The 12,611-nt window shown below is 72.5% G+C and carries 11 protein-coding genes; 7 read left to right on the top strand and 4 right to left on the bottom strand.

Going from position 1 to position 12,611, the window contains the following annotated elements; genetic code table 11:
- Position 1: 1 nt before the first annotated feature.
- A complete protein-coding gene (locus AB0C35_RS36580; RefSeq protein ID WP_358466386.1) occupies positions 2-841 on the bottom strand; it encodes an enoyl-CoA hydratase-related protein in 840 nt (279 codons plus the stop codon).
- Between the two features lie 146 nt (positions 842-987).
- Between AB0C35_RS36580 and AB0C35_RS36585 the strand changes: the two genes are divergently transcribed.
- Complete coding sequence (locus AB0C35_RS36585; protein ID WP_358466387.1) at positions 988-2,196, top strand: CaiB/BaiF CoA-transferase family protein; 1,209 nt, start codon at positions 988-990, stop codon at positions 2,194-2,196.
- Between the two features lie 274 nt (positions 2,197-2,470).
- Positions 2,471-3,685, top strand: coding sequence for an acetyl-CoA C-acetyltransferase (locus tag AB0C35_RS36590; RefSeq protein ID WP_358466389.1), 1,215 nt, complete (start codon positions 2,471-2,473; stop codon positions 3,683-3,685).
- Between the two features lie 62 nt (positions 3,686-3,747).
- Here the strand turns inward: AB0C35_RS36590 and AB0C35_RS36595 are convergent, their stop codons facing one another.
- Complete coding sequence (locus tag AB0C35_RS36595) at positions 3,748-4,398, bottom strand: TetR/AcrR family transcriptional regulator (RefSeq protein ID WP_358466391.1); 651 nt, start codon at positions 4,396-4,398, stop codon at positions 3,748-3,750.
- A gap of 438 nt (positions 4,399-4,836) precedes the next feature.
- Between AB0C35_RS36595 and AB0C35_RS36600 the strand changes: the two genes are divergently transcribed.
- Positions 4,837-5,310: a zinc ribbon domain-containing protein gene (locus AB0C35_RS36600; protein WP_358466393.1), complete on the top strand. Its 474-nt coding sequence runs from the start codon at positions 4,837-4,839 to the stop codon at positions 5,308-5,310.
- Entirely contained in the window at positions 5,303-6,454 is a 1,152-nt protein-coding gene (locus AB0C35_RS36605) for a thiolase family protein (protein WP_358466395.1), read from the top strand. Before AB0C35_RS36600 ends, AB0C35_RS36605 begins: the two co-directional genes overlap by 8 nt.
- A gap of 54 nt (positions 6,455-6,508) precedes the next feature.
- Here AB0C35_RS36605 and AB0C35_RS36610 read toward each other — a convergent pair whose 3' ends face one another.
- Entirely contained in the window at positions 6,509-7,663 is a 1,155-nt protein-coding gene (locus tag AB0C35_RS36610; protein WP_358466397.1) for an acyl-CoA dehydrogenase family protein, read from the bottom strand.
- A gap of 63 nt (positions 7,664-7,726) precedes the next feature.
- The gene (locus AB0C35_RS36615; protein ID WP_358466399.1) at positions 7,727-9,277 is read right to left on the bottom strand and encodes a FadD3 family acyl-CoA ligase; all 1,551 of its coding nucleotides are present in this window, start codon (positions 9,275-9,277) and stop codon (positions 7,727-7,729) included.
- Between the two features lie 378 nt (positions 9,278-9,655).
- Here AB0C35_RS36615 and AB0C35_RS36620 point away from each other — a divergent pair, with 378 nt between their 5' ends.
- The 3 genes from AB0C35_RS36620 to AB0C35_RS36630 are packed head-to-tail and all read left to right on the top strand — an operon-like array spanning position 9,656 to position 12,595.
- Positions 9,656-10,693: an acyl-CoA dehydrogenase family protein gene (locus AB0C35_RS36620; protein WP_358466401.1), complete on the top strand. Its 1,038-nt coding sequence runs from the start codon at positions 9,656-9,658 to the stop codon at positions 10,691-10,693.
- Positions 10,680-11,810 carry an acyl-CoA dehydrogenase family protein gene (locus tag AB0C35_RS36625; RefSeq protein ID WP_358466403.1) on the top strand — a complete coding sequence of 377 codons (1,131 nt, stop codon included), beginning with the start codon at positions 10,680-10,682 and terminating at the stop codon, positions 11,808-11,810. The genes AB0C35_RS36620 and AB0C35_RS36625 overlap by 14 nt, the downstream gene beginning before the upstream one ends.
- The gene (locus tag AB0C35_RS36630) at positions 11,807-12,595 is read left to right on the top strand and encodes an enoyl-CoA hydratase/isomerase family protein (protein ID WP_358466405.1); all 789 of its coding nucleotides are present in this window, start codon (positions 11,807-11,809) and stop codon (positions 12,593-12,595) included. Before AB0C35_RS36625 ends, AB0C35_RS36630 begins: the two co-directional genes overlap by 4 nt.
- Positions 12,596-12,611 lie beyond the last annotated feature (16 nt).

The raw sequence follows: 12,611 nt of genomic DNA on the forward strand, positions 1-12,611 counted from the left end.
GTCATGATTCCTTGGCTCCTGAGTTCTCGGTGGTGGAGGGGGAACGCACTGCGCGGCCGTGCGCGAGGGCGCGGACCGCGTCGCGGTGGGCGCCGGACTCCAGGAGCCGGACGTGCCAGTCGGCTTCCGCGTCCGCGCAGGCGGCCAGGTCGTGGGTGTGAGCGCGGGCCACATGCCGCTTCATAGCCTGCACCGCGTCCGGGGAGACGGCGGCCAGGCGCGCGGCGAGCGCGGCGGTGTGCTCGCTCAGCCGGTCATCGGGGACGGCCTCGGTGATCAGGCCGAGGTCCTGTGCCCGGGCGGCGGTCAGTGACGGGGAGAGATACAGCAGTTCGAGCGCGCGGGAGGCGCCGACCAGGCGGTTCAGCGACCACGTGCAGCCGAAGTCGCCCGCCAGCCCGAGCCGGCCGAAACCCGTGCACAGCGTCGCGGACGTCCCCGCGTAACGCAGATCGCAGGCGAGCGCGAGACCGAGGCCCGCCCCGACCGCCGCCCCCTCGATCAGCGCGATCGACGGCTTGCCGATCTCGCGGAGCCGGACGACGGTCGCACGCTGGAGCGCCTTCTGGGACGCCAGCCGCACGGCCGGCGCGTCCGCCGGGCCGAAGATGCTCTCCCCCGCCGCGAGCATGGTGAGGTCGCCTCCGGCGCAGAAGGTGCCGCCCGCCCCCGCGAGCACCACGACCCGGACGTCGTCCGCGGCGGCGGCGAAGTCCAGCATCGCGGCCAGGGCCTCCAGCATCTCCCGCGAGAACGCGTTGCGGACCCGCGGCCGGTTCAGCGTGAGCGTCAGCACCCCGCCGGCCCGCTCGGCCAGCAGGTGCCCGGTGCCCGTAGCCACGACCCCGCTCGAGATATTTGACATAGACGTCGAAATTATAAGATTGAGGCTGCCTTGGTCAATACCATCCCCCTGTACTACGGTTAACGTTCAAGCTTATCGACACCGACGTCGACATTAGAGTGCACATCAGCGGAGGTGCCCCCATGCCCGACCGGCCGGCCGGCCAGGACCCGGCCCCGCCCCTCGCCGGCACCGTCGTGCTGAGCTTCGAGCAGGCCGTCTCGGCCCCCTACTGCACGCGGATGCTGGCCGATCTCGGCGCCGAGGTCATCAAGGTGGAACACCCGCGTTCGGGTGACCTCACCCGGTGGTTCGACGACGCCGCCGACGGCCTGTCGACGTACTTCGTCTGGCTGAACCGCAACAAGCGGTCGCTCACGCTGGACTGCAAGAGGCCCGAGGCCCGTCCCGTCCTGGACCGGCTGCTCGAACGCGCCGACGTCGTCGTGCAGAACCTCGCCCCGGGCTCCGCCCGCCGTCTCGGGCTGGACGCGCCGACGCTGGTGGAGCGCGACCCGTCGCTGGTGGCGGTGGACATCTCCGGCTACGGCACCGGCGGGCCTCTCGACCACCGCCGCGCCTACGACCTGCTCGTCCAGGCCGAAAGCGGTTCCTGCGCCGCCACCGGGCGGGCCGACGCGCCGGCCAAGCCGGGCATCCCCATCGCCGACATCGGAACGGCGATGCAGGCGGCGGCCGGCATCATGGCCGCGCTGCTCGGACGGGCCAGGACCGGCACCGGCGCCGCCCTCCAGGTGAGCATGTTCGACACCGCCGCCGACTTCCTCGGCTTCGCCCTCCTCTACGCCCGCTACACCGGCGAGGAGCGGGCGCCGATCGGCATGTCGTCCCCGATCGTGGCGCCCTACAACGCCTACCCGACCAGGGACGGGCGGACCGTCGTCCTCGGGACGACCAACGACGCCGAATGGCAGCGCCTCGCCCGTGACCTGATCGGCCGCCCCGACCTGGCGGACGACGAGACGCTCGCCACCACCCCGCGGCGCTGCGAGCAGCGCGACCGGCTGGACGAGGCGATCACCGCCTGGACCGCGACGCTGGACCTCGCCGAGATCTGCGCGCGCGCCGACGCCGCCGGCATCGGCAACGCCGAGTTCAACCGGGTCACCGAGGTCGTCGACCACCCGCAACTGACGGCCCGCGACCGCTGGCAGCAGGTCGGATCCCCCGCGGGCCCGCTGGCCTCACTGCTCCCACCGCTCATCACGCCCGCCTGGCGCACTCCCCTGGACGACGTGCCCGGCCTCGGCGAGCACACCGCCACGATCCTCACCGAACTGGGTTTCACCCCCGAGGCACAAGACGACCTCCGCCAAGCCGGCGCACTGTGACACCGCTGGTCCATCACACCGTGGACACGGCCGGACCAGCGCACTGTGACACCGCTGGACCGGCGCCCACGAACACGACCGGACCAGCGCTCATAAACACCAACGGGCCAGCGCCCACAAACACGACCGGGCCGGCGCCCACGAACACGACCGGGCCGGCGCTCATGAACGCCGACGGACGACGCATATGAACCCGGCCGGGCCGGGGCTCACGAACACCGCCGGGCCGGTGCCGGTGAACGTCGCCGGGACTACGCGCTAGACGAGGAGAGACATGAACGAGGCTGTGATCTGCCAGCCGGTACGGACCCCGATCGGGCGCTTCGGCGGTGCCCTGCGGACGGTTCCGGTCCAGACGCTGGGCGTGACGGTCGTCGAGGCGCTGATGCGGCGCAGCGGCCTGGACGGGGCCCTCGTCGACGACGTCGTGTTCGGCCACTGCTACGGCACCGCCGAGGCGCCCGCGATCGGACGGGTCATCGCCCTCGACGCGGGGCTGCCGGCCACCGTCCCCGGCGTGCAGATCGACCGGCGCTGCGGTTCGGGGCTGCAGGCCGTCGTGTACGCCGCCGCGATGGTGCGCTCCGGCGCGGCCCAGGCGATCATCGCCGGGGGCGCCGAGAACATGTCGCAGGCGCCGCACTACTCGCTGACCGCGCGGTGGGGTTCACGCGCCGGGGACATCACACTCACCGACACCCTCACGCGGGGACGGGCAACGGCCGGGGGACGGCTCTACCCGGTCCCGGGCGGCATGCTGGAGACGGCCGAGAACCTGCGGCGGGAGTACTCCATCGGCCGGGACGAGCAGGACGACCTCGCCTACCAGTCGCAACGCCGCGCCCTGGACGCCCAGGACCGCGGGGCGTTCGCCGAGGAGATCGTCCCTGTCCGGGTCAGCACCGGGAAGGGCGAGGTCGTCGTCGACACCGACGAGCACCCGCGCCGCGACATCTCCCGCGAAGCTCTCGCCGCCCTACGGCCGGTGATGGGCAAGGACGACGCCGAGGCGACGGTGACCGCGGGCAACGCGAGCGGCCAGAACGACGGCGCCGCCGCGTGCCTGGTGACGACGCCCGAGTTCGCCTCCGCGCACGGGCTGCGGCCGCTCGCGCGGGTCGTGTCCACGGGGGTCGCCGGGGTCGAGCCGCACCGGATGGGCATCGGACCGGTGCCCGCGACGCGGCGGGCGCTCGACGCCGCGGGCCTGACGCTGGCCGACATCGACCTCATCGAGCTGAACGAGGCGTTCGCGGCTCAGGCGCTCGCGGTGACGCGGGAATGGGGTTTCGGCGCCGCCGACTTCGACCGGCTCAACGTCAACGGCTCGGGGATCTCCCTCGGGCACCCCGTGGGCGCGACCGGCGCGCGGATCGTCGCGACGCTGCTGCACGAGATGGACCGGCGGAACGCGCGGTACGGCCTCGAAACGCTGTGCGTCGGCGGCGGCCAGGGCATCGCCGCGGTCTTCGAGCGCGTGCCGGCATAAGCGGGCGGCGCCGCACGGGCGGACGCCATGGCCGCGGTGTCGTCGCGGCCATGGCGGACGGCTCAGGCCGTCCCGCTCTTGGCCGGCGCCGGCGTCTGGTCGGCCTCCGGGCTCAGGCCCAGCGCGTTGGCCCACAGCAGGGTGAGCTGCTCCACCGCGCCCTGCATGTCGAACTGCGCGCCGCCGATGAACATCATCTCGGCGAACTTCGCGACCATGCCGCCGAGGGCGGTGGCCGCGTACCGCTTGTCGATCCGCTTGTCGGCGAGCCCGTCCGCCTGGAGGCGCTCGATCGCCGATTCCAGGCGGGCGGCCAGGTAGTCGTCGCGCTTGGAGCGCACCATGCGGACGTCGTCGTCGTAGCGGCTGACCTCCTCGATCACCCGCATGATCCGCGCCTCCTTGCGGTAGGCCGTCAGGTAGGCCTTGTTGGCCGCGCGGATGCGGGCGACGGGACCGGCGTCGTCTTCGAGGTCCTGCGCGATGTCGTCCATCGACACGAGGCGGACCTCGACCTCCTCGGCGATCTCGCGGAAGAGGGACTCCTTGGAGTCGAAGTAGTGGTAGAACGACCCGTGCGAGACGTTGGCCTCGGCGGCGATGTCGGTGATCCGCGCCTGGAGGAAGCCATCGCGCTCGAACACGACCTTGCCCGCCTCGAAGAGGCGTGCCCGTGTCCGGCGGCCTTTCGCCGAGCGCGGCTCTGCGTCCATCCTGTCCTCCAAACGATGAAACCGACGTCGGAAACATAACGCCGGACCGCCGCACGTTCAACGTCACCGGCGGCCGGGGGCGGCGGGACGGCCGTTCCTCAGCGCCCGGCCGCGGCCTCCTCGGCCTTCGTCCGCCCGCCCAGGCCCGTCCTCCGGTCCGGAAGCGCGCATTCTATCCGTGATGCGACGTCGATGTCGTCCGGCCGGACCGAGCCCGAGAAGCAGGTCATGTCGCCATGACCCGTCCCCGACGACCTCCCGAATATTTTCTTTGATGTCGATGTCAGTATAGGCTTGAGCCCGCACGCGCGTCCGGTGCCCGGCTCGGCGCCGCCCGGCCTTCCGCCGGGAGGGCGACCGGGACGGCATCCCGCACCGCCCTCGACACCCACGTGAACCCTCACCGTTCCCGCCGCGCGGGGGAAGCAAGGAGCAGAGATGACACCGGTCCCCATCGCCGATGATCTGTTCACCTGGCCCGACGACGAACCCCGCCTGATCGGCGGCAGGTGCACGGAGTGCGGCACGCACGTGTTCCCGCTCCGGACGGGCTGCGCCAAGTGCGGCGGCACCGCCGTCGAGCGCACGCTGCTGGCGCGCTCGGGAACCCTCTGGACGTGGACGTCCCAGGGCTTCCTGCCGAAGGCCCCGTTCAACGGCGAGTTCGCCGCGACCGACCCGTTCGAGCCGTGGTTCGTCGGGGTGGTCGAGCTTCCCGGGCAGCTGCGCGTCGAGGCCATCCTCGTCGGCTGCCCCGAGGGCGGGCCGGCCATCGGCATGCCGATGCGGACGGTCACCATGCCGTTCCGCACGGACGAGGACGGACGCGAGGTCGTCACGTTCGCTTTCACCCCAGAAGAAGGAGACATGCCCGTGTCCCCGCGCACCCCCGGCGAGGCCGACCATGCCTGACATCGCGATCATCGGAGTGGGCATCCACCGGTTCGGCCGGTTCCCCGGCAAGCCGGCCCTGGCCATCGGCGCCGAGGCCGCCCGCGACGCGCTGGCCGACGCCGGCCTGACCTGGGCCGACATGCAGTTCGCCGTGGGCGGCAGCTACGAGGTGGACCAGCCGGACGCCGTCGTCGCCGAGCTCGGGCTGACCGGGCTCCAGTTCACCAACGTGTACAACGGGTGCGCGACCGCCGGGAGCGCGCTGGCCCTCGCCCGCCAGACGATCAAGCTGGGCGAGCACGAGATCGGGCTGGTCCTGGGCATGGACAAGCACGATCCGGGCGCCTTCACCGCCGAGCCCCAGGACTACGCCTGCCCGCCGTGGTACGGCGAGATGGGGCTGTTCCTCACCCCGAAGTTCTTCGGCATGAAGATCAACCGCTACATGCACGACCACGGGATCACCCACGAGACGCTCGCCGCGGTCGCGGAGAAGAACTACCGCAACGGCGCCCTCAATCCACACGCCCACCGGCGCACCCCGCTGACCCCCGAGAAGATCCTCGGAGCGCGGATGGTGAGCCACCCGCTGACGCAGTACATGTTCTGCAGCCCGAACGAGGGCGCGGCGGCACTGGTCGTGTGCAGCGCGGACGTGGCCCACCGCTACACCGACAAGCCGATCTACCTGCGCAGTGTCGTCACCCGGACGAGGCGCTTCGGCGCGTTCGAGGTGCACACCCCGTCAGCGTCCGTGGCGGCCGACCATGTCCCCGCGCCGACGGTGGACGCCGCCCGGGCCGCCTTCGAGGCGGCGGGCGTCGCCCCGGAGGACGTCGGCATCGCCCAGCTCCAGGACACCGACGCCGGCGCCGAGGTCATCCACATGGCCGAGGTGGGGCTGTGCGCGGACGGCGAGCAGAACGAGCTCATCGCGTCCGGCGCCACGGCGATCGGCGGGAGGCTGCCGGTCAACACCGACGGCGGCCTGATCGCCAACGGCGAGCCGGTCGGGGCCTCGGGCCTGCGGCAGGTCCGGGAACTGGTGCTGCAGATGCGCGGGCAGGCGGGTGAGCGCCAGGTGCCGAACGAGCCGCGCGTCGGGCTCGCCCAGTTGTACGGGGCGCCCGGGGTCGCCGCGGTCTCCATCCTGTCCACCTGACGGCGGAGACCGCCGGACGGGGACCGCGACGCCCGCTCGGGGCGGCCGGGGCGTTCAGCCCGCGGCCGCCCCGAGCGCCTGCCGGGCGATGATCAGCTGCTGGATCTGGCTGGTGCCCTCGTAGATGCGGAACAGCCGCGCGTCGCGGTAGAAGCGCTCGACCGCGACCGAGCGCATGTACCCGGCGCCGCCGTGCACCTGGACGGCGCGGTCGGCGACCCGGCCGACGACCTCGCTGCAGAAGTACTTGGCGGCGGCCGGGCCGGTGCGGCGGTCCGAGCCGTCCGCGTAGGCGCGGGCGGCGTCCAGGACGAGGCTGCGGGCGGCCATCGTCTCGGTGACCGACTCCGCGATCATCGCCTGGACCAGCTGGTGCGACGCGATGGGACGCCCTCCCTGCGTGCGCTCGGAGGCGAACTTCACCGACTCGTCGACGAGCCGCTGGGACATCCCCACGCAGGCGGCGGCGAGCAGCAGGCGCCCGTTGGACAGGCTGCGCATCGCGGTGAGGAAGCCGGTGTCGACGCCTCCGTCCCCGCCGACGACGGCGTCGGCCGGGACCCGCACGCCGTCCAGGACGACGTCGGCCGTCCACGCGCCGAACTGGCCCATCTTGTGGTCGCGCGGCCCGACCGTCAGCCCCGGGGCGCCGGCCGGCACGATGAACGTGGAGATGCCGCGGGACGACTTCGCGTCCGGGTCGGTCCGGGCGAACACCATGAACACGTCGGCGATCGGCGCGTTGGTGATGTAGCGCTTGACGCCGTTGAGGACCCAGTCGGCGCCGTCGCGGACCGCGCTCGTGCGCAGGTCGGACGGGTCGGATCCGGCGTCCGGCTCGGTGAGCGCGAACGACGCGACGACCTCTCCCGAGGCCAGTTTCGGCAGCCACGCGGCCTTCTGCTCCGCGGTGCCGCCGTCCATGATCACGTGCCCGGCGATGCCCACGTTGGTGCTGAACATCGAGCGCAGCGCCGGGGTGGTGTACCCGATCTCGATCAGCAGCCGGCACTGGTCGACGATGCCGAGCCCGAGCCCGCCGTACTCCTCCGGGATGGTGAAGCCGAACAGGCCCATGTGCTTCGCCGTCTCGCGGAGGACGGCGGGAACCTCGTCCTTCTCGTCGATCTCCACCTCGCGCGGGATGACCTCCCGGCGGACGAAGTCCCGGACCGCATCGAGCATCGGCTCGAGATCGTGGTCTTCCATGTCAGTGCCTTCCAGGTGGGGATTGTCTCAATATCGACGTCGATGTTAATCGAGCGACCGGGCTCAGCCGGAGCGCTCCGCGGCGGCTCGCGCCTCCAGCGCGTTCTTGCGCACCTTCCCGCTCTCGGTGAGCGGCAGCTCGTCGATCAGCCGGACGGTGCGCGGGACCTTGTAGTTGGCCATCCGGTCCCGGCACCAGGCGATGACGTCGGCCGCGTCCAGCCCGGACGCGCGCGGCACGATGAAGGCCATGCCCACCTGGCCGAGACGCTCGTCGGGGACGCCGATGACCGCGGCCTGCCGGACGTCCGGATGTTCGAGGAGCATGGCCTCGATCTCCGCGGGGTAGGCGTTGAACCCGCCGACGATGAACATGTCCTTGGAGCGGCCGGCGATGCGCAGGCACCCGCGCTCGTCGATGCTTCCGAGGTCCCCGGTGCGCAGCCAGCCGTCCTCGGAGAGCACAGCCGCGGTGGCCTCGGGGTCGTCCAGGTATCCGGCCATCGTGGTGGGGCCGCGCAGCACGATCTCGCCGACCTCGTCCTGCGCCGCGTCGGCGCCGGACCCGTCGATGACGCGGATCTCGAAGCCGGGCCGGGGGCGCCCGACGGTCGTCGCGATGGTCTCCGGGTCGTCGTCCGGCGAGGTGGAACTGGCCGTGCCGGCCTCGGTGAGGCCGTAGCCGGTGACGATGCCCGAGAACGGCAGTTCGTCGCGCACCCGCCGGATGAGCTCGACCGGGATGTCGGCCGCGCCGGTCACGGCGACGCGCAGGCTCGTCAGGTCGTACCGGTCCCGGCCGGGGTGGTCGAGGATCGCGTGGTACAGGGCGGGCGGGCCGGGCAGCACGGTGACCCGTTCCGCGGCGACCTGCCCGAGCACGCGGTCCACGTCCAGGGTCGGCTGCGGGAGCATGGTCGCCCCGGCGGCGACGCAGGCGAGGATGCCGCCCTTGAAGCCGAACATGTGGAAGAAGGGGTTGACCAGCACGTAGCGGTCACCGGCCGTCAGGCCGGCCATGCTCACCCAGTCGGCGCCCACGCCCATCGTCCGCCGGTGGGTCATCAGCACGCCCTTGGGCGTCCCCGTCGTACCGGACGTGAAGAGCACGTCGGACGGGTCGTCGGGGCCGAGCGCCGCCCTGCGGCGGTCGACCTCCGCGAGACCGTCGCCGGTCGCCCGCGCCAGGAAGTCGTCCCACGTCACCGCGGGCTCGGACGGCCTGCCCCGGGCGATGACGATGGTCCGCAGATCGGGCAGGGACTCGCCGGTTTCGTTGAGCATCGCGACGTAGTCGTTGCCGAGGAACTCCGTCACCGTCACCAGGACCCTCACCCTGCCGCGCCGCAGGATGTCGGCGGCCTCCCGCCCCTTGAACCGGGTGTTGACCGGCACCAGCGCCGCCCCCGCCTGGTACAGCCCGAGGAGCGCGATGATCCACTCGCGGCCGTTGGGGGCCCAGATGCCGACGCGGTCGCCCGGTCCGACTCCGGCGGCGACCAGCGCCGCCCCGAACCCGCGCGCCTCCGCGTAGAGCCGCTCGTAGGAGATGCGCTCGCCGCCGTCCACGATCGCGGTGCGGCCGGGAAAGCGCTCCGCGGCGGACTCGGTCATGGCAGCGATGCTCGGCCACATCGGCTCGACGCTCTGGTTCATCGCGCAGCTCCCGCTCTCTCACCCGCCCCGGAACGGGCACCGTGATTGACATCGACGTCAGTATAGACTTTTATCTAGAAGTGTAAATCGCTCGCAACGTCCGCGTCGGCGGCCTGATCACCGGTTCCGGCGCGTCTTCTTCCGAGGTTGCCGGTACATGATCGAAATGACCGAACCCACCGCGGCCGCACCGCCGCCCCCACCGGGGCGCGGCCGTTCCGCGGCGTGCCCGGATCAGTCGCGGCCGAGCCGCCTCCTCCCCCATGGCACCTTCGCCCCCTCCCCCGCCGGCCGGCGGGCCGCCGCCCGGCGGGCCCTGATGCGGGGTGACCGCTGATGGACGTCCGCCTCTCCTCGGAGCAGCAGGCGCTGCGCGACGCCGCCGCCCGGCTCGTCGACGATCTCGGCCCCAAGTCGGTCGCCGAACTCGACGACGCGGCCCGGGCCGCCAAGCTGGACACCGCGCTCGACGCCACCGGATGGCGCGAACTGCGCACCCCCGCCGACGGGAACCGGCCGCTCGCGTCCGCCGTCGAGGCCGCGATCGTCGCCGAGGAACTCGGCCGCGGCCTGGCCGACACGTCGTTCCTCGGCCCGACCCTGGCCGCCGAACTGCGCCGCCTGGCGTCCGCCGCCCCCGCTTCGGTGCCCGAAACCGTCCTGCTCACTCCCGACCTGTCCGGCCTCGCCGTCACCGCGGACGCGCGCTGCTCGGGCACCGCGATCGACGTCCGGGGCATCACGTCCGCCCTCGCGCTGGCGGAGACCGACGGCGGCCACGACCTGGTCGCCGTGCCCGTGTACGGCACGTCCCCGGGACGCGACCTCACCCGCCCGGCCGCCGCGGTCGACGGGCCGCCCGCCGAACGCCCGCCCGGCGCCCGAAGCCCCCTCACCGAGGCGGACATCGAGGGCTGGACGGCCTTCGCCGTCTCCCTCACCTGCGCCGACCTCGTCGGAGCGATGCGCGGCGCGGTCCAGCTGGCGTGCTCGTACGCGGGCATCCGGCAGCAGTACGGCACGACGATCGGATCGTTCCAGAGCGTTCAGCACATGCTGGCCGACGCCCACGTCTCGGTGGAGGGCTCGCGGAGCATCGCGCTGCACGCCGCCTGGGCCGCGGACACCCTTCCCGCCGGTGAGGCGCTCGACGCCGCCGCGGTCGCGAAGGCCTACTGCGCCCGCGCCGCGCGCACGGTGTGCGAGACGGCCGTCCAGGTGCACGGCGGCATCGGCAACACCTGGGAGTGCCTCGCCCACGTCTACCTGCGGCGAGTGCTCCTGTCTACCCAACTGCTCGGCGACGTCGGCGCGCACCTCGACCGGGTGGTCGCCCGCCGCAAGATCGGAGGCGTGCACGGTGGACTTCGCTGACTCCCCGGAGGAGGCCGCGTTCCGCAGGCGCCTGCGGACCTGGCTCACCGAGAACAACCCCGGGCTTCCGGCGTCCTCGACGTCCGACGAGTACTGGGACGGGCAGGCGCCCTGGCACCAGGCGCTCTACGACGCCGGCTTCTTCGCCCTCTCCTGGCCGGAGGAGATCGGCGGCCAGGGCCTGCCGAGCGTGTACGAGGCGATCGTCGACGAGGAACTGGCGTCCGCCGGGGCTCCGCCGCGTCCCAGCCTCGGCTACCTGGTGCAGGGCATCCTGCGGCACGGCGACGACGACGTCAGGCGCCGGTTCCTGCCCGGCATCGTCAACGGGCGCGACCGCTGGTGCCAGGGGTTCAGCGAACCGGACGCCGGGTCGGACCTGGCGTCGCTGCGCACCCGCGCCGAGCGCCGCGGCGACGAGTACGTGATCAGCGGCCACAAGGTGTGGACCAGCTACTCCGACAGCGCCGCCTGGTGCCTCGTGCTGGCGCGGACCGACCAGGAGGCGCCCAAGCACCGCGGGCTGTCGGCGTTCGCCGTCCCGATGGACCAGCCCGGCATCGAGCAGCGGCCGCTCAAGATGATCAACGGGATCACCCGGGAGTTCGGCGAGGTGGTCTTCGACGGCGCCGTCGCCCGCGCGGCCGACATGATCGGGAAGCCGGGCGAGGGCTGGCGGCTCGCGATGACCGTGGTCAGCCACGAGCGCGAACCCGGCGAACTGGGCTACGTCGCGCGGTACGGCAAGGCCGTGAACGAACTCGTCGAGCGCCTGCGCGCGGAGCCGGAGCGCTTCTCCACCGAGAACGTCCGCGACGTCGCGTGGGCGATCGTCGAGGCGGAGATGCTGCGGCTGCACGTGTGCCGCCGGCTCTCCGACCGGCTCGACGGCGTCTCGCACGGCCCCGAGGGCTCCGTGGACAAGCTGCTGATGACAGCGGTCGAACAGGCCGTCGGGCACGCCGCGCTCGGAGTGAGCGAACGGACCGCCGGCACGAAGGAGGACACGTGGCTGAAGATGTACCTCTACAGCCGGGCGCAGAGCGTCATGGGAGGGACGTCGCAGATCCAGCGCAACCTGGTGGCGACGCGGATCCTCGGGCTGCCGGCCTCATGAACCGCTACGACCTGCCCCCGGAGATCGCCGTCACCGCCGACGGGCCGATCAGGATCGTGACGCTCAACCGCCCCGAGCGGCTCAACGCGACCAACCACGCCCTCCACGAGGGCCTCGGGTCGCTGTTCCCGCAGCTCGACGCGGACGACGACGCCCGCGCCGTGGTCCTGACGGGCGCCGGGCGCGCGTTCTCGGCCGGCGGCGACTTCGGCTACATCGACACGCTCACGAAGGACGACGACCTGCGGCGGCAGACCCTGGCCGACGCCCGCCGCATCGTCATCGGAATGGTGCAGTGCCGCCTGCCGATCGTCGCCGCGGTCAACGGGCCCGCGGTCGGCCTGGGCTGCAGCCTGGTCGCGCTCTCCGACATCGTGTTCATGGCCGAGAGCGCCCACCTCGCCGACCCGCACGTCATGGTCGGTCTCGTCGCCGCCGACGGGGGCCCGGTGACCTGGCCACTGCTGACCAGCCTGCAGCTGGCGAAGGAGTACGCGCTGACCGGCGACCGGATCAGCGCACGCCGGGCCGCGGAGATCGGGCTGGCGAACCACGTCCGCGCCGACGACGAGGTGATGCCCGCGGCCCTGGAATGCGCGCGGAAACTCGCCGCGATGCCGCGCCGGGCCCTGGAGGACACCAAGCGCGTCCTCAACCTGCACCTGGAACGCGCCGTCCTCGCCACCCTCGACTTCGCGATCGCGGCGGAGGACCGCTCCTTCCACTCGCCGGAGTTGCGGAAGACCCTGGACAAGCAGCTGTCCAAGCGGAACGACGCCGGCTGACGACGCTCGCCGTTCA

It is taken from the genome of Spirillospora sp. NPDC048819 (assembly GCF_040650055.1).
GTDB lineage: Bacteria > Actinomycetota > Actinomycetes > Streptosporangiales > Streptosporangiaceae > Spirillospora.

What these genes read in the sequence shown, in the direction of transcription:
- AB0C35_RS36585 (WP_358466387.1), top strand. Translation starts at nt 988, where the DNA reads ATGCCCGACCGGCCGGCCGGCCAGGACCCGGCCCCGCCCCTCGCCGGC.
- AB0C35_RS36590 (WP_358466389.1), top strand. Translation starts at nt 2,471, where the DNA reads ATGAACGAGGCTGTGATCTGCCAGCCGGTACGGACCCCGATCGGGCGC.
- AB0C35_RS36595 (WP_358466391.1), bottom strand. Translation starts at nt 4,398, where the DNA reads ATGGACGCAGAGCCGCGCTCGGCGAAAGGCCGCCGGACACGGGCACGC.
- AB0C35_RS36600 (WP_358466393.1), top strand. Translation starts at nt 4,837, where the DNA reads ATGACACCGGTCCCCATCGCCGATGATCTGTTCACCTGGCCCGACGAC.
- AB0C35_RS36605 (WP_358466395.1), top strand. Translation starts at nt 5,303, where the DNA reads ATGCCTGACATCGCGATCATCGGAGTGGGCATCCACCGGTTCGGCCGG.
- AB0C35_RS36610 (WP_358466397.1), bottom strand. Translation starts at nt 7,663, where the DNA reads ATGGAAGACCACGATCTCGAGCCGATGCTCGATGCGGTCCGGGACTTC.
- AB0C35_RS36615 (WP_358466399.1), bottom strand. Translation starts at nt 9,277, where the DNA reads ATGACCGAGTCCGCCGCGGAGCGCTTTCCCGGCCGCACCGCGATCGTG.
- AB0C35_RS36620 (WP_358466401.1), top strand. Translation starts at nt 9,656, where the DNA reads ATGGACGTCCGCCTCTCCTCGGAGCAGCAGGCGCTGCGCGACGCCGCC.
- AB0C35_RS36630 (WP_358466405.1), top strand. Translation starts at nt 11,807, where the DNA reads ATGAACCGCTACGACCTGCCCCCGGAGATCGCCGTCACCGCCGACGGG.